Origin of the sequence: Neomicrococcus lactis (genome assembly GCF_014200305.1) — a bacterium.
GTDB classification, from domain to species: Bacteria; Actinomycetota; Actinomycetes; order Actinomycetales; family Micrococcaceae; genus Neomicrococcus; species Neomicrococcus lactis.
The window spans coordinates 1,001,990-1,023,052 of the sequence record NZ_JACHBL010000001.1; the positions used below are offsets into that span (position 1 = coordinate 1,001,990).

General features: G+C 58.4%; 20 protein-coding genes. 8 read left to right on the forward strand and 12 right to left on the reverse strand.

Annotated features, from left to right (window positions below):
* Positions 1 to 147 precede the first annotated feature (147 nt).
* Genes BKA12_RS04600 through ypfJ form a run of 4 tightly spaced genes read left to right on the forward strand, consistent with a single transcriptional unit; the run spans position 148 to position 3,089 of the window.
* Positions 148 to 765, forward strand: a complete 618-nt coding sequence (locus tag BKA12_RS04600; RefSeq protein ID WP_183641025.1) for a biotin transporter BioY — start codon at positions 148 to 150, stop codon at positions 763 to 765.
* Positions 766 to 792: 27 nt separating this feature from the next.
* Complete coding sequence (locus tag BKA12_RS04605; RefSeq protein ID WP_183641026.1) at positions 793 to 1,536, forward strand: energy-coupling factor ABC transporter ATP-binding protein; 744 nt, start codon at positions 793 to 795, stop codon at positions 1,534 to 1,536.
* Positions 1,526 to 2,152, forward strand: coding sequence for a CbiQ family ECF transporter T component (locus BKA12_RS04610; RefSeq protein ID WP_183641028.1), 627 nt, complete (start codon positions 1,526 to 1,528; stop codon positions 2,150 to 2,152). Before BKA12_RS04605 ends, BKA12_RS04610 begins: the two co-directional genes overlap by 11 nt.
* Before the next feature lie 28 nt (positions 2,153 to 2,180).
* Positions 2,181 to 3,089, forward strand: coding sequence for a KPN_02809 family neutral zinc metallopeptidase (gene ypfJ, locus BKA12_RS04615; protein ID WP_183641030.1), 909 nt, complete (start codon positions 2,181 to 2,183; stop codon positions 3,087 to 3,089).
* Between the two features lie 199 nt (positions 3,090 to 3,288).
* On the opposite strand, the gene BKA12_RS04620 is transcribed toward ypfJ, so the two are convergent.
* From BKA12_RS04620 to BKA12_RS04640, 5 genes are read right to left on the reverse strand one after another with little or no spacing between them, the layout of a single operon-like run.
* Positions 3,289 to 3,618 (reverse strand): metal-sulfur cluster assembly factor, encoded by a 330-nt coding sequence (locus BKA12_RS04620; RefSeq protein WP_183641031.1) that lies wholly within the window; start codon positions 3,616 to 3,618, stop codon positions 3,289 to 3,291.
* A 3-nt stretch (positions 3,619 to 3,621) separates the two neighbouring features.
* Entirely contained in the window at positions 3,622 to 4,377 is a 756-nt protein-coding gene (sufC, locus tag BKA12_RS04625; RefSeq protein WP_183641036.1) for a Fe-S cluster assembly ATPase SufC, read from the reverse strand.
* A gap of 40 nt (positions 4,378 to 4,417) precedes the next feature.
* Positions 4,418 to 5,719: a Fe-S cluster assembly protein SufD gene (gene sufD, locus BKA12_RS04630; protein WP_246361601.1), complete on the reverse strand. Its 1,302-nt coding sequence runs from the start codon at positions 5,717 to 5,719 to the stop codon at positions 4,418 to 4,420.
* A gap of 29 nt (positions 5,720 to 5,748) precedes the next feature.
* A complete protein-coding gene (gene sufB / locus BKA12_RS04635; RefSeq protein ID WP_183641039.1) occupies positions 5,749 to 7,209 on the reverse strand; it encodes a Fe-S cluster assembly protein SufB in 1,461 nt (486 codons plus the stop codon).
* Complete coding sequence (locus tag BKA12_RS04640; RefSeq protein ID WP_183641041.1) at positions 7,206 to 8,018, reverse strand: helix-turn-helix domain-containing protein; 813 nt, start codon at positions 8,016 to 8,018, stop codon at positions 7,206 to 7,208. The genes sufB and BKA12_RS04640 overlap by 4 nt, the downstream gene beginning before the upstream one ends.
* Positions 8,019 to 8,131: 113 nt before the next feature.
* Here BKA12_RS04640 and BKA12_RS04645 point away from each other — a divergent pair, with 113 nt between their 5' ends.
* The 3 genes from BKA12_RS04645 to BKA12_RS04655 are packed head-to-tail and all read left to right on the forward strand — an operon-like array spanning position 8,132 to position 10,851.
* Positions 8,132 to 9,085 carry an ABC transporter ATP-binding protein gene (locus BKA12_RS04645; protein WP_420826507.1) on the forward strand — a complete coding sequence of 318 codons (954 nt, stop codon included), beginning with the start codon at positions 8,132 to 8,134 and terminating at the stop codon, positions 9,083 to 9,085.
* Positions 9,078 to 9,866 carry an ABC transporter permease gene (locus BKA12_RS04650; protein ID WP_183641043.1) on the forward strand — a complete coding sequence of 263 codons (789 nt, stop codon included), beginning with the start codon at positions 9,078 to 9,080 and terminating at the stop codon, positions 9,864 to 9,866. The genes BKA12_RS04645 and BKA12_RS04650 overlap by 8 nt, the downstream gene beginning before the upstream one ends.
* A 49-nt stretch (positions 9,867 to 9,915) precedes the next feature.
* Complete coding sequence (locus tag BKA12_RS04655) at positions 9,916 to 10,851, forward strand: COX15/CtaA family protein (protein WP_183641045.1); 936 nt, start codon at positions 9,916 to 9,918, stop codon at positions 10,849 to 10,851.
* 80 nt (positions 10,852 to 10,931) lie between these two features.
* Here the strand turns inward: BKA12_RS04655 and BKA12_RS04660 are convergent, their stop codons facing one another.
* Genes BKA12_RS04660 through BKA12_RS04690 form a run of 7 tightly spaced genes read right to left on the reverse strand, consistent with a single transcriptional unit; the run spans position 10,932 to position 19,437 of the window.
* Positions 10,932 to 12,821 carry an FAD-binding monooxygenase gene (locus BKA12_RS04660; RefSeq protein WP_183641047.1) on the reverse strand — a complete coding sequence of 630 codons (1,890 nt, stop codon included), beginning with the start codon at positions 12,819 to 12,821 and terminating at the stop codon, positions 10,932 to 10,934.
* Positions 12,822 to 12,872: 51 nt separating this feature from the next.
* Positions 12,873 to 13,655, reverse strand: coding sequence for an HpcH/HpaI aldolase family protein (locus tag BKA12_RS04665; protein ID WP_183641049.1), 783 nt, complete (start codon positions 13,653 to 13,655; stop codon positions 12,873 to 12,875).
* Positions 13,640 to 14,422: a 2-oxo-hept-4-ene-1,7-dioate hydratase gene (gene hpaH, locus BKA12_RS04670; protein WP_183641051.1), complete on the reverse strand. Its 783-nt coding sequence runs from the start codon at positions 14,420 to 14,422 to the stop codon at positions 13,640 to 13,642. Before hpaH ends, BKA12_RS04665 begins: the two co-directional genes overlap by 16 nt.
* A 27-nt stretch (positions 14,423 to 14,449) precedes the next feature.
* Positions 14,450 to 15,604, reverse strand: a complete 1,155-nt coding sequence (gene hpaD, locus BKA12_RS04675; RefSeq protein WP_183641053.1) for a 3,4-dihydroxyphenylacetate 2,3-dioxygenase — start codon at positions 15,602 to 15,604, stop codon at positions 14,450 to 14,452.
* A 45-nt stretch (positions 15,605 to 15,649) separates the two neighbouring features.
* On the reverse strand, positions 15,650 to 17,170 hold the full coding sequence (hpaE, locus tag BKA12_RS04680) for a 5-carboxymethyl-2-hydroxymuconate semialdehyde dehydrogenase (RefSeq protein WP_183641055.1): 1,521 nt from the start codon (positions 17,168 to 17,170) through the stop codon (positions 15,650 to 15,652).
* Positions 17,171 to 17,179: 9 nt separating this feature from the next.
* A complete protein-coding gene (locus tag BKA12_RS04685; protein ID WP_183641057.1) occupies positions 17,180 to 17,884 on the reverse strand; it encodes a GntR family transcriptional regulator in 705 nt (234 codons plus the stop codon).
* A 2-nt stretch (positions 17,885 to 17,886) separates the two neighbouring features.
* Positions 17,887 to 19,437 carry a fumarylacetoacetate hydrolase family protein gene (locus BKA12_RS04690; protein ID WP_183641058.1) on the reverse strand — a complete coding sequence of 517 codons (1,551 nt, stop codon included), beginning with the start codon at positions 19,435 to 19,437 and terminating at the stop codon, positions 17,887 to 17,889.
* Positions 19,438 to 19,659: 222 nt separating this feature from the next.
* Here BKA12_RS04690 and BKA12_RS04695 point away from each other — a divergent pair, with 222 nt between their 5' ends.
* Positions 19,660 to 21,039, forward strand: a complete 1,380-nt coding sequence (locus tag BKA12_RS04695; RefSeq protein ID WP_338087432.1) for an MFS transporter — start codon at positions 19,660 to 19,662, stop codon at positions 21,037 to 21,039.
* The last annotated feature ends 24 nt before the right edge of the window (positions 21,040 to 21,063 follow it).

The window sequence follows — 21,063 nt, forward strand, 5'->3', positions numbered from 1 at the left end:
AAGTCAACCTGTCTAGTCTACCGAGCGCAGCCCCTTACCACTTCTCCACGTGTCATAGGGCACCTTTTGCTTCTCCGTCACCTCGGTCATCTGCTCGGGGAATGTGCCACATCTCATTATTGAACAGTGATCAAGTATGCTTTCCGCATGACTTCAAGCACTCCTTCCACCACGCGATCTTCCGCTACGAACCGCCGCCGTTTCGGCGCGCAGGACATCGCCCTCATCGCTGTTTTCGCGGCGCTCATTGCCGCTCTCACCCTGGTTCCCGCCATCCCCGTCGGCCCACTCGGCGTACCCATTACTTTGCAGACCTTCGGCGTCGCCGTGGCCGCGCTGGTTCTCGGCGCGTGGCGTGGTTTTTGCGCCGTGGGCTTGTACTTGATTGCCGGCTTCGCTGGCCTTCCGGTCTTCGCGAAGTTCTCCGCTGGTCTCGGCGTTCTTGCAGGACCGTCGGCTGGCTACCTCATTGCGTTCCCCATTACCGCTTTGATCACGGGCGCCTTGGCGACCTACTACTTGCGCCGCACGGGCTCCCTCAGCCGCATCATGCTATTCGTCGCAGCGATCGCCGGTTCCATCATCTCCACGCACCCGCTGGGCATTCTCGGCATGAGAATCAACGGCCACATCCCCTTGGACAAAGCATTCCTCGTGGACATGGCGTACTGGCCAGGTGACATCATTAAGTCACTTCTCGCGGCATTGATCGCCGCGATGGTCTTCAAGGCATTCCCGCGATTTGCCCACCGTACCTTCAGCTAACCCCGCGGCGAAAGCCGCTCAAGGATCATGAGTCACTTTAGATTTTCCGGAGTTTCTGTCACCACACCTGCAGCAATGGACTCCCCCACGTCCGGCGATACTTCCGTTCGGGACCAGGTCATCCTCGCGCCCTTCGATCTGGAACTGACGGAAGCACGCGTCGTCGTACTGGGTCCTAACGGCTCCGGAAAATCGACGTTCCTCCGCCTCCTGAACGGGCTGAGCGCGCCGTCAGCTGGCACGGTATCGGTAGACGGCTTCGACACCGTGGACGCGGTGCGTGACGTCCGCCAACGCGTCGCGTTCCTCTTTACCGATCCCATGTCCCAACTCGTGATGCCGCTCGTTCGCGAGGACGTGGAGCTCTCACTCAAGGCCACCATCAAGAATTCCGCGGCTCGGCGCGAGGCTGCGCTGGCCGCGCTGGATTCCGTGGGAGTCGCGCACTTGGCTGAACGCAGCGTCTATGACCTTTCTGGCGGCGAACGGCAACTAGTAGCGCTCGTGAGCGTGCTGGCGGCCGGTCAGCGCGTGCTCGTCGCGGATGAACCCAATACGCTGCTGGATCTGCGCAACACAAATCGCTTGCGCAGGATCTTCCGCTCACTCCCCCAGCAAATTATTTTTGCCACGCATGACTTGGACTTCGCGCAAGATGCGGACCGCGCTTTAGTTTTTGACGGCGGAAAGATCGTGTACGACGGCGCCGCGCCCGGCGGGCTTGCCGCTTACCGTGATCTGTGCTCGGCTGAGGACCTCGATGCGCGGTAACGCTATGAAGATCGGGCTGTTTGTGCCCGGCAACAGTGTGGTGCACCGGGCGCCGCTCTGGCACAAGTATGTGTTCGTGCTTGGCGTTGGCGTGCTGTTGCTCGTGTGGCGCAACCCGTGGGTCTCTCTGGCCCTCGTAGTGCTGTCCTACGTTTTCTTCGCACTCGCTGGCTCGCGGATTCGCCGGAGCTGGTGGGTACCGATGCGCGCACTCTGGTGGATCTTCGTCCTGTTGGGGATCTACCAATGGTGGCTCAACGGTTGGCAAGACGTGATAATGGTGCTCGGGACCATGATTGCAGCTATGCACTGGGCGCGACTGCTGGTCCTAACAACACCGCTTTCAGAACTCATGGAGGGACTGGAGCGAGTGCTCTCGCCGCTGCGCTATGTAGGACTGCGTCCCGCCGTGTTTTCGTTGGCCATCGCCATCATGATCAGATCTATTCCGATGATCATTGGCGCGGCCCAAGATACGGTCGATGCGGCCAACGCTCGGGGACTCGGAAAGAACCCCATTGCCCTCGCCGCCCCGACCATCATCACCACTATTGCCACCGCTCGCACCACGGGCGACGCGCTTGCGGCGCGCGGAATTTTAGAAAGCGATTACTAATAGGTAGTTTGGCCGCTACTCTTTCATCATGAGCTTCAATGACAATGCACAACTAGACCCGGGACGTGTCAACGATTCTCGTGGCCGATCTGGCGGCAAAATTGCTGCCGGCGGTGGCGGAATCTTGGTGCTTATCTTGGCTGCACTCTTTGGTATCAACCCGCAGGTTCTGAACGATTTGGGACTGGGCGGTACGTCTTCGTCGCAATCGCAGACGCAGAGCACTGATGGCGCACAAAGCCAGGACTGCAAGACCGGCGCTGACGCCGACCAGCGTTCTGACTGCCGCATCATCGGTACCGTACAGAGCCTAGATGCCTTCTGGGGCCCCTACCTCGCAAAGTACAAGGTAGAGCACGCTGATCCAGACATCGAGATCTTCTCCGACGCCGTCAACACTGGCTGCGGTCAGGCCTCCTCTGACGTTGGACCGTTCTACTGCCCAGCTGACCAGACCGGCTACTTCGACGTAGGGTTCTTCGATCTCTTGCGTGATCGCTTTGGCGCAAGCGGTGGACCGCTCGCCGAAGAATACGTAGTTGCCCATGAATACGGCCACCACATCCAAAATGAGATCGGAACGCTCCAGTACTCACAGCAGGGCGGCACTGGCCCAACCTCTGGCGCCGTACGCGTAGAGCTTCAGGCTGACTGCTTCGCTGGCTTGTGGGCCGCCTACGCTTCCGAGACAAAGGACTCCCAGGGCAATAGCTTCTTGGAGCCGTTCACGAAGGCTGACCTTCAGGACGCACTATCCGCAGCTCAAGCTGTTGGCGACGACCGTATCCAGGAAGCATCCACCGGCCGCGTGATGCCGGAAGCGTGGACGCACGGCTCAGCAGCCCAGCGTCAAGCATGGTTCATGCAGGGCTACGAAACCGGCGACATCAACAAGTGCAACACTTTGGAATCCAAGGATCTCAACAATCCTGCCTAATAGCTTGTCTTGAGTCTTGCATAAACTGGGGCGCTGCATCCGAGAAAACTCGATGCGGCGCCCCAGCTTTTTTGTGTCTCGATTGGGGCCCGGTTCGACACTGTTTAGTAGAAGTGTGAACCGTGATGGCTCTTAAACCACTTCGGGCTGGTCAACACTCGCGAAAGTGCTGACCAGCCCGAAGGATGAAACGATGGACTTAGATGTTGAATCCAAGCGCGCGCATCTGATCACGTCCGTCATCAGTGATGCGCTCCGGACCCCATGGTGGCATCCAAACCCAGTTGAGACGCCATTCGTCCACGAGGGACTCAATGTTGGAGCCGACCTGCTCTTCGATCATGTCCGTCAACGGGCACGCGGCCGTCGTGAGGGTCATGTCGATCAGCAGCGCGCCATCCTCGGCGTACTTGAGGCCATACAACAGGCCCAAGTCCACCACGTTGACGCCCAATTCGGGGTCAATAACTTCTTTGAGAGCCTCTTCGATGTCCTCGAGAGGCGTCTGCTTCTGTGCAGTGTCACTCATTGATTAGGCCTTTGCCAAGTAACGGTCGTAGCCCTCTTCTTCAAGACGGTCGGCCAGTTCCGGCCCGCCTTCTTCTGCGATGTGGCCGTCAACGAACACGTGAACGAAGTCAGGCTTGATGTAGCGAAGAATGCGGGTGTAGTGGGTGATGAGCAAGGTGCCCATGTTGTTCGCTTCGTGAGCGCGGTTGACGCCTTCGGAAACGATGCGCAGTGCGTCAACGTCAAGGCCGGAGTCGGTCTCGTCGAGGACTGCGAACTTCGGCTTGAAGAGTTCGAGCTGAAGGATTTCAACGCGCTTCTTCTCGCCACCGGAGAAGCCTTCGTTCACGTTTCGGTTCGCGAAGTCGGCATCGATCTTGAGGTTTTCCATGGCGCTCTTGACGTCCTTGGTCCAGTGACGCAAAGAAGGAGCTTCGCCGTCGATGGCCGTCTTGGCGGTGCGCAAGAAGTTGGTCATCGTGACGCCTGGAACCTCAACTGGGTACTGCATGGCCAAGAAGAGGCCGGCGCGAGCACGCTCGTCAACGGACATCTCGAGGACGTTTTCGCCGTCAAGGAGGATTTCTCCGCCGGTGATGTTGTAGCGAGGGTGGCCAGCGATGGACGAAGCCAAGGTGGACTTGCCGGAGCCGTTAGGGCCCATGATGGCGTGGGTCTCGCCGGACTTGATCGTCAAGGTTACGCCCTTGAGGATCTCCTTCGGGCCCTGCTCGGTGTCGATCGATACGTGGAGGTCTTTGATTTCAAGTACAGACATTGTGTTCTTTCCTCAGGTCTGAAAGTTAGTGAAGTGTGCTTTAGGCCTTGGCAGCTGCGGCAGCGGCGACGGCGTCAGTGGCTTCCAATTCCTTATCGAGCGAAGCAATGATTTCTTCCTCGATAGAAGCAACACCGATCTGCTGAACGATCTCGTTCAAGAAGCCACGGACCACCAAAAGGCGGGCCGTCTTCTCGTCGATGCCACGGGCCATGAAGTAGAACAAGTGCTCGTCATCAAAGCGGCCGGTGGTGGATGCGTGTCCTGCACCTTCGATAAGACCGGTTTCGATCTCAAGGTTAGGCACGGAGTCTGCGCGGGCGCCGTCCGTCAACACGAGGTTGCGGTTGGCTTCGTAGGAACTCGTGCCTTCAGCCTGCTTCTGGATCAGCACATCGCCAACCCATACCGTGCGTGCGCCAGCACCCTGGAGAGCGCCCTTGTAGAGGACGTTCGAGGTGTTGCGTGGAGCGTTGTGGTCCACGAAGCTGCGGTGCTCGAGGTGCTGGTGTGCGTCTGCGAAGTAGAGGCCAAACAGCTCGGCTTCGGCGCCTTCGGCGGCAAAGCGAACGTTGGAGTTCAAGCGAACCACTTCGCCACCCAGGGAAACAGCGACGTGACGGTAGGTCGCATCGCGGCCCACAACCGCATCCGTCTGTCCTGCGTGCCTGGCGGTGTCATCCCACTGCTGCAGGGTGACGACGCGAACATTGGCACCGTCGCCGACAATGATTTCCACATTTTCGGTGAGGTTTGCGGAGCCACGGTGATCGAGTACGACGACGGCACTTGCGTGGTTGCCTACCTCGATGACATAGTGCGCATTTCCGCGACGACCAGCGCCCTGACCCGTAGCGGTGATGATGACAGGCTCGGTGAGCTCGGCATCCGCTGCGATCTTGACGTGGAGAGCGTTTTCAACGTTCTTGGAAGCAACAACAGCCGGGCGATCCGCAGGAACCAAGACGGTTCCGCGCGGTGCTTCGCCGATGGCGAGCGTAGAAACGCTCACGCCATCGATGTTTTCGGAAACAAAGTAATCAACTGCTTCCTGGCCATCCTGAACATCCGTAGCGGCGTCTTCGAACAACGGAGCAAGCTTCTTGAGAGGGCTAAAGCGCCACTCTTCTTCGCGGCCCTTCGGCAACGGGAAGTCTGCAACGTCGAAGCTTTGCACGCGCTCAGCACGCGAGTTCATGAGTTTGACGGCTTCCTTGGAGTTGCCGATCAGACGCGCTGCCGGATTGTCTTTTGCGGCATGCTCGATATCAACATTCGCCGAGTTGAGCTTCTCGCCCTCTTCGGTCATGCCATCAATCATTGGCTTTGCGTGAGTAGTCATGTCCTTCTCTGCAATAACGTTCGTCATTGTTAGCCCACCGACCCTTCCATCTGAAGTTCAATGAGTCGGTTGAGTTCAAGCGCGTATTCCATTGGAAGCTCGCGAGCGATTGGCTCGATGAAGCCACGGACGATCATCGCCATTGCTTCGTCTTCGGCCAGGCCGCGGGACATCAGGTAGAACAGCTGCTCTTCGGAGACGCGGGAAACCGTTGCCTCGTGGCCCATGGTGACATCGTCTTCACGAACGTCAATGTATGGGTAGGTATCGGAGCGCGAAATGGTGTCCACCAACAAGGCGTCACACACTACCGAGTTCTTGACACCCTTGGCGCCTTCGCGAACCTGGACCAGACCGCGGTATGCGGAACGGCCGCCGTTACGAGCCACCGACTTCGCCACGATGGAGGAAGAGGTGTTCGGAGCGATGTGGACCATCTTGGAACCGGTGTCCTGGTGCTGATCCTTGCCGGCGAATGCAATCGAGAGGGTTTCGCCCTTCGCGTGCTCGCCAACCAAGTACACAGCTGGGTACTTCATGGTGACCTTGGAGCCGATATTGCCATCGATCCATTCCATGGTGGCGCCTTCTTCGCAGATGGCGCGCTTGGTCACGAGGTTGTATACGTTCGTGGACCAGTTCTGGATGGTCGTGTAGCGAACGCGAGCGTTCTTCTTCACGATGATTTCCACAACAGCAGAGTGCAAGGAGTCCGACTGGTAGATCGGAGCCGTGCAGCCTTCGATGTAGTGCACGTAAGAATCTTCGTCAGCAATGATGAGCGTGCGCTCAAACTGACCCATGTTCTCCGTATTGATACGGAAGTATGCTTGGAGTGGGATTTCCACGTGAACGCCCTTAGGGACGTACACGAAAGAGCCACCGGACCAAACGGCCGTGTTCAGCGAAGCGAACTTGTTGTCGCCAGCAGGAATCACGGAGCCGAAGTATTCCTGGAAGATCTCCGGGTGCTCGCGCAGACCGGTGTCGGTGTCAAGGAAGATAACGCCCTGAGCTTCGAGGTCTTCACGGATCTGATGGTATACAACCTCAGATTCGTACTGGGCTGCCACACCAGCAACCAAGCGGGAACGCTCAGCCTCGGGGATGCCCAGCTTTTCGTACGTGTTGCGGATGTCTTCCGGAAGGTCTTCCCAGCTCTGGGCCTGCTTCTCGGTAGAACGCACGAAGTACTTGATGTTGTCGAAGTCGATGCCAGAGAGATCTGCGCCCCAGGTTGGCATTGGCTTCTTTTCGAAGTACTTCAGGCCCTTCAGACGAAGATCCAGAATCCACTGGGGCTCGTTCTTCTTCGACGAAATGTCGCGAACAACTTCTTCGCTCAAGCCACGACGAGCATTGGCGCCGGCGTCGTTCTTGTCAGCCCAACCGTATTCGTAGGTACCCAAGCCCTGTAGCTCTGGGTTCTTCTCAAGGATTTCGGCGATAACGCCAGGATCCTGAGTGTCCTGTGCCAACTGATCAGTCATCTCAGTTTCTCCTGCCTGGTGGACTTCACTCTGACTCTCTTCTCCCGCGCGTTAGCCGTGTAAAAGCGCCCGACGGGGATATGGGTAGTGCACACATGTCCCCCGGTGGCTAACGTGGAGAGTCTTCTCACGTCAACACCAAGAAGCCGGGAAAACATCCCCGTTTCGTGTTCACAAAACTGTGGGAACTCTTTCGCGAGTCCCAAAACCGGGCAATGCCCTTGGCACAACTGCACGGCAGCCATGGCCGCTTGCAAGGCCGGGTTGATGGGTTGATTGAGGTTATTGAAACCGATCAACCCAGCTTCGCGGGTATAGCCCACAAATCCATCTGCGGACAGTAGTTCCGCGAGTTTCGTGGCCCGATCCTCGAGAGAATCGATGCCTTCAAGCTCACGAGCGTAACGCGTTTCGAGATCTTCAAACCGCCTCGCGACAAACTCGTCAACTGCTTCTGATCCACCATACTTTTGGAGGTCCCGCAGAGCGTCGACCGCGATATGGAGATAATCGTCACCAAGGCGGGCTTGACCACCCTGGGAAACCACGTAGCGACGTGCTGGTCGACCAGCACCGCTCGCTTGGCGAGCCATAGATTTCACTTCAACCAGGCCAGAATCCGTCAGTGCATCAAGGTGCCTGCGGACTGCAGCGGGAGTCAATCGGAGGGCTTTGCCTAATTCGGCTGCAGAAATTGGTCCGTCTTCAAGCACCATCGAGAGGACGCGATCGCGAGTGCGATCCTCCCCCGCGGGCGCGTCAGTGGAGCCCTGAGGGCTGTCTGCGGCCGAGGCTGAAGATGAATACACAACACAAGTATGATCTATTTGCCCTCAAAGTTACTAGTAAGGCGTCGCTAACCTCACTACTACGAGAGGTAGAAGACAAATTAGTCAATCTCTACGTCACGTAGAATCGATGGGTGCTTCAACCGTCTGTACTCGTCCGGGACCTTCACAAGGACTTCGGGCCAGTCCCCTCCCTCAATGGCCGCATGGTCAAAGTCCTGCGTAGCGTGAATTTCGAAGCAGCAGCTGGCGAGGTCACCACGCTTCTAGGATCCAACGGCGCCGGTAAGTCCACGACGCTCGCTTGCGCTCAAGGTTTGCTCAAGCCTGATGGTGGGACTGTCTCTGTCCTCGGCCAACAGCCGTATCGCTCTGGAAGCGCCTTGCGCTCCCGTGTCGGCGTCATGTTGCAGGACGGCGGACTGCCGCCGTCGGCCAAACCGCTCGCTCTTTTGGGCCTGGTTGCCAAGATGTATCAGAACCCGGCGTCCATTGATGATCTTGCCGAGCGTCTCGGGATCACCGGCTTCGCGCACACCAACATCCGTCGCCTCTCGGGTGGCCAGAAGCAGCGTGTCGCCTTTGCAGCCGCCTTGCTGGGCCGTCCAGAAGTCTTGTTCCTGGATGAGCCGTCCGCCGGCCTTGACCCACAGTCGCGCCAAATTGTCTTCGACATGATCCAAGAACAGCGTGCACAAGGCACGTGCATTGTGTTGACCACGCATCTCATGGATGACGCAGAGCGACTCTCGGACCGCGTGTTCATCATTGACCGCGGCCAGACCGTCGCCGAAGGCACCGTTGCACAGCTGACCTCCTGGAACGCGGACGCCGCTGATTCCGCTGAGTTGGACTTCGAGGCACGTCCCGGTCTTCCGGTTGCCGAATTCACGACGCCGTCCGGTGGCGTTCTCACGGAAGTTTCGTCGGGTTGCTATCGCCTATCGCGGTTCATGGCACCGTCCGATCTCACAGCGTTGAGCTCGTGGCTCGAGACCGAGCACGCCATGGTGTCCTCTATGTCCATGCGCAAGCGCACGCTTGAAGATGTCTTCTTGGAAATCGCAGAAAAGAGTCGCCATGAGTGAGATTGCCGCAACCACTCAGAATTCAAGCAACGCCGCTTCCTTGCTCAAGCGCATCGCGGCTCAAGGTGGCTACGAAGCCGGCATGATGTTGCGCAATGGCGAACAGCTGTTGCTTGCGATTATCTTGCCGCTGCTCGCCATGATCGGCTTGGTTCTCACGCCACTCATTGACGGCGTCTCTGACACTCGTATCAACGCCGTGGCGCCAGGCGTCCTGGCGCTGTGTGTCGTCTCTACGGCTTTCACAGGACAGGGCATCACCACTGGTTTTGATCGCCGCTACGGCGTGCTGCGCTTCTTGGCAACCACTCCCCTTGGCAAAGCCGGTCTGATTGCTGGCAAGGCACTCGCTGTTCTTATGGTCGTAGCCATTCAGGTCGTCGTTCTAGGCGCCGCCGCGTTGATCATGGGTTGGCAGCCATTCGCCCACGGAGACCCAGTTTCCATCATCGCAACGGCGATTGTCTTCATTCTGGTGGGGGTCCTGACGTTCACCGCACTGGGACTCTTGATCGCCGGATCGGTTCGACCAGAAGCCACCTTGGCCATCACCAACTTGGTGTGGGTTCTCTTGGCGGCTGTCGGCGGATTGCTCATGCCTGTCCGTCACCTCGGCGGTATTTGGGGTCCGATCTTGGAGTTCCTCCCCTCAGCTGCGCTCGGCGACGGATTGCGTTCGGCGTTCTATCACGGGGAATTCAACGGGATTGCATTACTTTCCCTCGTTATCTGGGGTGCAATCGCTACCCTTGGAGCATCACGTTGGTTCAAGTGGGACTAACAACCATGCCCACTGAGTCACGCATGAAAAAACAACTAGGAGTCATCCGATGAGTACGGTGTCAGCGAATCGATCCTCGTGGACGGACCGATTGCCGCTCGAAATCACGCGAGTCAATCACCGTCTCGCAATCGCTTCCCTCGTTTCACAGATCGGCATCATCATCACTGGTGGTGCCGTGCGACTCACGAAGTCCGGCCTCGGTTGCGCCAACTGGCCCAACTGCATGCCCGGATCCATGACGCCTACCCCCGAGATGGGCATTCACGGTGTCATCGAGTTCGGCAACCGACTTTTGACCTTCGTGTTGATCGTCATTGCCGTTGCGATGATCATCTCTGTGTGGCGCATGCGCCGCACACAACGCACCATCTACTTGTTGTCGCTCTCACTTCTTTCCGTCATCCCGGTGCAGGCTGTGATCGGCGGCATCACCGTATGGACCAAGCTCAACCCGTGGGTCGTGTCTTTGCACTTCCTGGCGTCTGCCGTACTCGTCGGCCTGGCAACGCTCTTGGTCAACCGCACGGGCATGCAGCTCAAGGGTGAGCGCGAAATCATCGCCATACCTTCGTCCGGAACTCAGCGTGCTCTCGGCTGGACGATTTTGATTGCCGCGGCAGCCGCCGTCGTACTGGGAACCATCGTCACCGGAACCGGACCGCATGCTGGCGACGCCGCCGCCCCGCGCCATAATTTCAGCGCGGATCTCGTGACGCGCATTCATGTGGTGCCCGTGTATCTCCTCGTCGCCGCGACGGCTCTGGCTGTCTTCACAGCCTACCGCTACAACACTGCTAAGCACCTCAAAACTGCACTTTTGCTGTTGGTTGCGACCGTCCTCGTGCAGGCCGCGATTGGTTACATTCAGCACTTCAACGGACTTCCGATTCTCCTAGTGCTCTTCCATATGCTCGGCTCCGCGCTCCTGGTCAGCGCCGCGACCAACGTGTGGGATCGCTCTACGGGACGCTTCCCCGTCTAGGCGGGCACAACTGCCCTGAAGCACAGAGAGCGGCTGCCCGGACTTGAATCCGGAACAGCCGCTCTCTTCTTTGTGCGGAATTACTTCGCGAGGGCACCCTCGAAGAATGCCGTGAGCCCCGCGGTATCTTCAAGGCTGAAGACACCAGAAACATACTGATCAGGGCGTACGACGACTACCGCACCGGAGCGCGAAATTCCTCGCTTTTCAAAGATGTCATCTTCCGGAAGCGCCGCATACACGTTTTCGAGAACGTCCAGCTTGAACGGGCCACACTGCGGGACGAACGCCTTCGGCGCACTCGTCACTTCAATTTCCAGGTGAGGCTGCTGGTAGATGACCTTCGTGTCGAATATCGCATCCTCATCGCCATCAGCCGGCGTGAACTGATTCAGCGGCGACGTGGCGTCTTCCTTGAACCACTTCGCCCACGCATTGAGCTTGGAGGTTTCGTCCGTTTGAGTAGCGTCGTCAGCGAAGACGTAGATACGCCAGCGACCGTCAGCCGTGTGCTGGTGGCCGATCTCGAGCGGGTTGGCATCTCCCCTGCGCACGGCACGAGCCGAATGGAAACGCTTGCCCACTGGGAATCCGGAGGCCAACTCTTGGTGTTCCTTGGTGCCGGTGATCATGGACTCGGTGTATTCAGTCATGAAGCCAGCGGGGAACTCGGCCGTCTTGACGTAGAACTCTTCAAGGTACTGAGGGTCTGGAAGGTCCTCAGGCCGGGTAGCCATGAGCGTGGACCATTCCTTGTCGAAGTCAATGAGGTTCTTCGCGATGACCTGACGTTCGCGCGAGTAGGTGTTCAACAAGCGCTCCGAGCTACGTCCGGACAAGACGTTGCCGAGCTTCCACGCGATGTTCCAACCGTCCTGCATGGACACGTTCATGCCCTGGCCGGCCTTGGCGGAGTGCGTGTGGCAAGCATCGCCCGTGATGAAGACGCGCGGGGTCTCGTCATCGGTCGAATCATTCGGGAGGTCATCGAACTTGTCCGTGAGGCGGTGGCCCACCTCGTAGACCGAGTGCCACGCGACGTTCTTCACGTCGAGCGTGTATGGCGCGATGATCTTGTTGGCGCGGGCAATGATCTCGTCGATGGTGGTCTGACGGATGGTCTTGCTCTGCTCTTCAGTCACCACACCGAGATCCACGTACATGCGGAACAAGTGGCCGCCTTCGCGTGGGATCAACAGGATGTTGCCGCCCTCGTGGGACTGGATGGCGCACTTAAGGCGGATGTCTGGGAAGTCCGTGTTGGCCAAGACGTCCATGACGCCCCAGGCGTGGTTTGCCTGGTCACCTTCGAGCTTGCGGCCGATCGCGCGGCGAACACCGGAGCGAGCGCCGTCGCAACCGATCACGTACTTTGCGCGAACGGTGCGCTCCTGACCCTCGTTGGGGCCCGCGGTGTAGCGCAAGCGAGCCTCTACCGGGTATTCCTGGCTGCGATCGATCGTCAGATCCAGGAACTCGTAGCCGAAGTCCGGCTCCATGCGGGTCGGTGACATCTTCATGTACTCAGCGAAGTAGTCCAAGATGCGAGCCTGATTCACGATCAAGTGAGGGAACTCGCTGATGCCCGTGGGGTCATCCTTCGGCTGAGCCGTGCGAATGATGTTTTCTGGGTTCTCTGGATCTGGCTTCCAGAACGCCATCTCGGTGATCCAGTAAGCCTCATTGATGAGCTGGCGAGCGAAGCCGAAGGCCTGGAACGTCTCCACGCTTCGAGCCTGAATGCCGTCTGCCTGACCGATTTCAAGGCGGCTAGCGCGGCGCTCAATGATGCGCGTGTTGATGTTCGGGAACATGGACAACTGAGCTGCTGCGATCATGCCGGCAGGACCGGTGCCAACGATCAGAACGTCCATTTCATCCGGCAACTCTGCCGAACGATTCAGACCGATTCCTGCGGCTGGCTGGACTCGTGGGTCTGTTGAGACGTACCCGTGATGGTGAAACTGCATTGTTACTCCTCAAGGTGTGTGGCGGAGCCACTAAATCTTTATGTATGTCGCCTATTCGCTACGGAAATCGGCCAATAATTGCTGCGAAGCCTTCGCCAGCAACTGCACGTCCGCGGCGATCAGGATGAAGTCAACGCCCATGTTCACGTAGTCGCGGGCTTGAACGGGATCAAAAGCGTTGATGCCCACCTTCTTGCCTGCGTCTTTTGCGACCTGGATGCAGTGACTAATGGTTTTCACGACCTCCGGGTGGTTTTGCTGGCCGAGGTAACCCATGGACGCCGCAAGATCAGAAGGGCCGATGAACAGCGAATCCACGCCCTCGAGGGTAGAGATCGCCACGATGTTGTTCACGGCTTCCACCGACTCGATCTGTAGCGTGAGCGAAATGAACTCGGGTGCCCGGTTCAAGTAATCGTTCACCAGATTCCAGCGGGACGAGCGCCCCAGTGCACTACCCACCCCACGGATGCCATGAGGCGGATAGTTCACGGAAGCGACCGCAAGCTCGGCTTGCTCCACGTTGTCGATCATGGGAATGACCAGGTTCTGCGCGCCAAGGTCCAAGAACTGCTTGATCAGCACGGGATCGAGCGCTGGCAGCCGCACCACTGACGTTGCAGGGTACGGTGCCATGGCCCTCAGGAGGTCGAGGGTCGATTCCAAGCCAACTGGTGAGTGCTCGGCGTCGATCATGATCCAGTCAGGTCCTGAAGCAGCCAGAATCTCCGCCGTCGTAGGGGAACCGGCACACGCCCACATACCGACGAGCGGTCCGGTGGCGTCTTCGAGGCGCTGTCTGAAGTTCTGCGGAAGTTCTACACGAAACGACATGTCACACTGCCCAACTCTCGGTAATCGGCGTGAACGGTGTCGCCTGGATAAACCCACATGGGGCGGGTGAACGAACCTGCAAGCACGATTTCTCCGGCTTTTAGCGAATCGCCGTGCTGTGCAAGTTTGTTGGCCAGCCACACCACACCGGAAGCCGGGTGGTTGAGCACGGCTGCTGCCACGCCCGATTCCTCGATCGTTTCATTGCGATACAACAAAGCCGAGACCCACCGAAGATCGACTTCGTCAACCTTCACCGGCCGACCGCCCACCACCATGGCTCCCATGGCAGCGTTGTCGCTGATGGTGTCCACGATGGTGCGGCCCTGCATCTCGATGCGAGAGCTCAAGATTTCCAGAGCCGGAACCACGTATTCGGTGGCTCGCAGGACGTCGTACAGATTGACGTTCGGCCCGGCCAGCTCCTCATTGAGAACGAAGGCTAGCTCCACTTCAATGCGCACGCCGGTGTACTGGCCGTGTTCAATGACGGAACCGTTCTCGTACACCATGTCATCGAAGATGGCGCCGTAGTCTGGCTCCGTGATTCCCGTTGCTTCTTGCATGACCTTGGAGGTCAAGCCGATCTTGCGTCCCACGAGGCGGCGACCCGCGGCTTCACCGCGACGTCGCCACTCGTTCTGGACGGCATAGGAATCTTCGATGGTCATCTCTGGATACCGAGCGGTCAAGCGCGGAACCATGCTCCGATTGCGCTCGGCTTCCGCGAGCTCGTCGGCGATTGCAATGATCTGATTCTGATCCATGTGTGCTTCTTCCCAGCGCCAAAAGGCCTAGAGCTGATTCCCCAGCTTGTATTCGCCCTTCTTCCAGTCTGGCATTTCCTCTTCGTCCGTAGCACGGGTGTAAGAGAAGCCATCTGCACCGATGGTGACAGCCATTTCGGAAGCGTCTTCGCGCTTTACGACTGGGACTGGGTTGCCGTCGAGGTCAAGCACCACCGAGGCTTCGGTGTACCAGGACGGGACAACCGGAGTGCCCCACCAATCACGACGCTGGTTGTCATGAACGTCCCACGTCACCACGGGATTGTCAGGGTCACCGGTGTAGTAGTCCTGCGTGTAGATTTCCACGCGGTGCCCATCGGGATCACGCAAGTACAAGTAGAATGCGTTCGAGACGCCGTGACGACCTGGACCGCGCTCGATGTGGTCAGACATGCGCAGCGCGCCGAGCTTGTCGCAGATGGCCAGAATGTTGTGCTTTTCGTGGGTTGCGAATGCGACGTGGTGCATGCGCGGGCCGTCGCCACCGGTCATGGCCGTGTCATGCACGGTTGGCTTGCGACGCATCCATGCCGCGTAGACGGTGCCGTTTTCGTCCTGGATGTCTTCCGTGACACGGAAGCCCAAGTCCTGCATGAACTTCGTGGCGCGTGGGACATCCGGCGTGACCTGATTGAAGTGGTCCAAACGCACCAAGGCGCCTGGGGTGTAGAGGTCGTAGCGCCAAGCCAAACGCTCCACGTGGTCGACGTCGTAGAAGAATTCGTAAGGGAAGCCCAACGGATCTTGCACGCGAACCGAATCACCAATGCCCTTGGTGAAGCCATCAGCCTTGCGTTCCACGCGGCAGCCGAGCTCCTCATAGAAAGCAATAGCCTTGTCCAAATCCTCTGGAGTGCGAACGCGGTAGGAGAACGCTGCCACCGCGGCAATGTCACCCTTGCGAAGCACGAGGTTGTGGTGGATGAATTCCTCGAGCGAACGAAGGTAGACAGTGTTTTCGTCTTCTTCAGTCACCGTGAGGCCCAAGACCTCCACGTAGAACTTGCGAGACTTCGCGAGGTCCGTGACGACAAGCTCCATGTAGGCGCAGCGCAGGATGTCTGGCGCTGGCACAGAAGGGGTCTTCACCGGATTGTCGGTGTGGATGGGAGCTTCTTCCGTGACGTAGAAGCCGGATGAGGTGGGGGTTCTATCAAGCATGTTCAGCGTCCTTGCTATCGATGAGTTGGCTCGTCAGTGAGCGAATTAGTGTGAGGAATCGGCGTCGGCTTTGCCGAACGTCGGGTTATGGACCTTGCCCAGGGTGATGTGGACTGCCTGCTGGTCCGTGTAGAAATCAATCGAGCGGTAGCCGCCCTCATGTCCCAGACCAGAAGCCTTCACGCCACCGAATGGAGTGCGCAGATCACGGACATTGTTCGAGTTGAGCCAGACCATGCCGGCCTCGACCTTCTGCGAGAAGTTGTGGGCCCGCTTGAGGTCGTTCGTCCAGATGTAAGCGGCCAAGCCATACTTCGTGTTGTTCGCAAGGGCGAGTGCTTCTTCGTCGGTGTCGAACGGGGTAATGGCGACAACGGGTCCGAAGATTTCCTCTTGGAAAATGCGTGCGTCCGGCGAGACATCTGCGAAGACGGTAGGTGCCACGAAGTTACCGGTCTCGAAGCCTTCTGGACGTCCGCCACCGGCGACGAGGCGGCCTTCGGACTTGCCGATCTCGACGTAGCTCATAACCTTGTCGTAGTGCTCAGGGTGTACGAGCGCACCGACTTCCGTCGCGGGATCGCTTGGAAGACCAACCTTGACGCGCTTTGCTTGGGCGGCGTAGCGCTCCACGAAATCGTCGTAGATATCGCGCTGTACCAAAATGCGTGCACCAGCCGTGCAGCGTTCGCCGTTGAGCGAGAACACACCGAAGATCGTGGCGTCCACAGCTGCTTCAATGTCAGCGTCGGCGAAGACAACAGCTGGAGACTTGCCGCCGAGTTCCATCGACAGGCCCTTGAGGAATGGAGCGGCGTTGCCGAAGATGACCTGGCCCGTGCGGGACTCGCCGGTAAAGGAAATCAGCGGCACGCCTGGGTGCTTCACGAGAGCGTCACCAGCGGTCTCACCAAAACCATTGACGAGGTTGAAGACGCCCCGCGGAACGCCAGCCTCTTCAAAGATTCCGGCCCACAAGGATGCGGACAGCGGCGTGAACTCTGCAGGCTTCAACACCACGGTGTTACCGGTTGCCAGAGCAGGTCCCAGCTTCCAGGACTCCAACATGAACGGGGTGTTCCATGGGGTGATGAGGCCGGCGACACCAATTGGCTTGCGGTTCACGTAGTTGATCTGGCGGCCTGGCACTTTGAAGGTGTCATCAGACTGGGCAACGATCAAATCTGCGAAAAAGCGGAAGTTTTCTGCGGCACGGCGAGCCTGGCCCAATGCCTGCGCGATTGGCAGACCGGAATCAAAGCTTTCCATTTCGGCGAGCTGCTGGTCGCGGGACTCCACGATGTCTGCAATCTTGTGCAGAACGCGGGAGCGTTCGCGTGGCAGCATGGTCGGCCATGGGCCTTCCAAGAAGGCAGTTCGAGCTGCAGCAACGGCTGCCTCGATGTCTTCCTTCTTGCCGGATGCCGCCTGAATGTAGGTCTCGTTTGTGACCGGATCCAGCACATCAAAGGTCTCGCCATCGATCGAGTCAACAAATTCACCATTGATGTAGTGACGGATCTTATCTGGCAGGTTTGCTGGTCTTACGGAGAGGTTGTTTTCCAAGATGGTCTCCTAGATTTCTGCGGAATTGGACTTAGTGTTTTGGCGGCTTGCGAGGTAACTGCGCAGGGTTGCCGCGCGGTGCTCTCGAGCCAAGTTTTCTATGACCGCTGCCGGGGATCCGGCGGTGATGGCATCAAGAATGAGGTAGTGCTCAGCGACAGAGTTTCGGGCTCGGCCAGGAACGAACGAGAACGTCGACTCTCGAAGATTTCCCAGACGGTCCCACTCGGAAGCGACGAGATCGCATAAGCGGTTGTTGGGGCAACGGTCGAACAACACTTGGTGGAGTTTGTGGTTGATCTCGGTAAACGCATGGGCGTCGAAATCATCCAAGAGCGTTTCCAGCTGCTTGTTCAGCTCTCGCGCTAGGGCGATGTCTTCTGCGGTCACGAACGGGGCCGCCAAGGCCGTAGCCGCTCCTTCCAGAATTCCGAGCGTCTCCATGCTGTGCTCGTAAGCGGAAGCATCCAGCATCGAGACGTGGGCGCCAATGTTCTTCTCGAAAGTGACCAGACCTTCGGCCTCCAGCTGGCGAATTGCTTCGCGCACTGGAACCACGCTGATATCGAGCGAATCGGCGATCGTGCTGAGCACCAAACGGTGACCCGGCATGAATTCGTGAGTGGAGATGCGCTCTTTGATCCACTGGTAAGCAAGCTGAGCCTTGCTCAACCGTGGATTCACCAAGTCCTGCACCGAGGATTTCGAGTCCATGGTTAATTCCCTGACTGCTGGTCGCGGTAGGCCTCGAACTGTGCTTTCCACTCACCGGTCGGCGGGAAAAGTCCGTCTACTGGGTGGCCTTCAGCAACACGCTCGGCGACCCACGCATCTTCAAACTCCTTGGCGTGAGCGGCCTCAACGACTTCCTCGACCATGCCTCGTGGAATGACGATGACACCGTCGTCGTCGCCCACGATCACGTCACCCGGAACCACCGTGGCGTTGCCGCAGGCGATAGCGATGTCGTAGTCCCAAGGCACATGCTTCCGGCCAAGCACTGCAGGATGAGCGCCGCGAGTGAACACCGGCAGGCCGATCTCCGTGACAGCTGCGACGTCACGAACGCCACCGTCAGTCACGACGCCGGCGGCACCATTGAACTTGGCACGAATCGCGAGGATATCCCCCAGCGTTCCTGAGCCAGACTCGTTGCGAGCCTCAATGACCAGAACTTCACCGGGCTTGACCGCATCAAACGCGCGCATTTGAGCGTTGTAGCCGCCACCATGTGACTTGAACAGATCTTCACGGCCCGGCAAGAAACGCAACGTCTTGGCGAGACCTACCAGCTTGGTGCCCGGAGTCAGTGGGCGGACTCCTTCGATGACAACCTGGTTGAGGCCGCGAGCACGCAGCTGAGCGGAGAGGCCGGCCGTGGGGGTGGACTTCAACTTCTCAAGAATCTCTGGAGACAAAGCGTCTTCAGCCGAAGCCGCGGTTTCTTGATCAGCCGACGTCTCATCAGCTGCCGCAACAACTGGCAATCCGGCAGCTTCGCGTGAACCCCATGCCTCTTCGCGCTGCTTGTCGTCGACGAGCGGCAGGTTGCCCAGCGATTCATCGAACTGAGCAGGGGCTTCCACCACAGCGGTCACCAACTTTCCGGAGGAAAGTCCCAAGTCAGGAGCGTCAACTTCGACTTCCACCACGTCTCCGGGGACCACCACGGATGAGCCGGCGGGGGTTCCGGTAAGAATGACGTCTCCCACTTCAAGCGTCATGTGCTGGGACAGATCCGCAACGAACTGCGCAAGCGGGAAAATCATGTTTTCGGGACGAGTGACATCTTCTTGAGCGATAGCACCATTGACCCACGTGCGAACCCGAAGATTGTTGGGGTCTACCGACTGGGCGTCGATCAGCGAAGGCCCTACAGGCGTGTAACCATCGCGCCCTTTGGATCGAACATTCGAACCTTTATCTGCTGCGCGGAAATCGTATATTCCAAAGTCATTGGATGCAGTCACCCAACCAACATGGCCCCACGCCTCGTCGAGCGAAACATTACGAGCGGTTCGGCCAATGATGAGCGCGATTTCGCCCTCAAAGGCCAATAGTTCGGTGCCGGCCGGACGAGCAATGACATCGCCAGACCATGACAATGAACTTGAAGTTTTCAGGAAATAAGAGGGTTTTTCGGGTCGGCGTCCCCGCTGAGCAGCCCGGGATTCGTACGCGACATGAATCGCGATGATCTTGCCTGGGCGGGTAGGCAGTGGGCCGAATGCGGCCGAATTTTCTGCCTCTGTGAACTCAGTATTCATGGAGCCTCCTCGTTGATGCTCTTGCACGTTTGGAAAGATCGTATACGATAGTTCACGAATGAACAAGTGCTCCATTTCACATTTTGAGGCGCGCAGTTACCCCTGCAAATTCGCCCTCGAGCACCAATCCCGCCACCCATCTCTTGGCAGTACATTCACCACGCTCAATCCCCCGCTCGCAGATTGAACTCATCAATAACCGCGCCTGACAAAGGAGTCTTCGTGCCAGAAATCTATTCGGCCGAGTCCAAAGACATCAGCCCATCCAGTCCCAAAGAACAACGACGCGTCATTTTCAGCACCGTTGTTGGTACCAGCATCGAGTGGTACGACTTCTTCCTCTACGCTTCAGCCGCCGGCCTCGTCTTCAATGAGCTGTTCTTCAAGGGTCTCGGCGCCCAAGGCTCAGTCATCGTCTCCTTCGTGACGGTGGGTTTGAGCTTCCTGTTCCGCCCTCTCGGTGCGTTCCTCGCCGGACACTATGGCGACAAGATCGGCCGCCGCAAGGTTCTCATGATCACGCTCATCATGATGGGTGTGGCCACCACGCTTATTGGCGTTTTGCCAACCTTCGGCCAGGTCGGCGTTATCGCGCCGATGCTGCTGATCCTCCTTCGCATCCTCCAAGGCATTTCGGCAGGTGGCGAATGGGGAGGCGCGGTCTTGATGGCCGTCGAACATGCCCCAGTGAACCGCCGCGGTCTCTTCGGCGCGAGCCCACAGGCTGGCGTACCTATCGGGTTACTTTTGGCTTCCGCAATGTTGGCAATCATGGCAGCCGTTGCTCCAGGGGAAGCCTTCATGCAGTGGGGCTGGCGCATTCCGTTCCTCTTCTCGATCGTTCTGATCGTGGTGGGCTACTACATCCGCCACGGCGTCGAGGAGTCACCCGTCTTCAAGGAAATTGCCGCTCGCGCTCAGCAGACCAAGCAACCAGTGGGAGTTCTCTTCAAGAACCACTGGCTTCTGGTGATCATCGCTGCGCTCGTCTTCGTGGGAAACAACGCCGTGGGCTACATGACCACCGGCGGCTTCGTCCAGCGCTACGCAACGGATCCCAACGGCCCAGTTGCCATGGACCGCGGTTCAGTTCTGTGGGTCGTTACCGCATCCGCCGTCGTATGGCTCATCACTTCGGTGCTTGCTGGTTGGGTTTCTGACAAGATCGGCCGCCGTAATACGTACATCCTCGGCTACGTCATGCTGTTCGTGGGCGTCTTGCTGTTGTTCCCACTCGTGAATGGCGCAACCACCACGTCCCTCTTCTGGGCACTCGCAATGCTGTCGGTTGGTCTTGGCTTCACTTACGGCCAACAGTCGGCGCTTTACACCGAGCTCTTCCCAGCGTCGATCCGCTTCTCCGGCGTTTCTATCTCCTACGCCATCGGCGCCATCTTGGGCGGCGCTTTCGCCCCGACCATCGCAGCAGCACTGTTGACGGCCACAGGTTCCACGACGTCCATCACCATCTACTTGGGCATAATGGTGCTCATTGGACTGGGTGCCGTCCTGATGCTTCGCGACCGCACCGGCATTCCGCTGGGCCCGGACCACGAAGCCGAACAAGCCCAGAGCCCCATTCGTGGAGTATCCCGCGTCTAGGGTTCGCGCCATCAGTACTTAGAC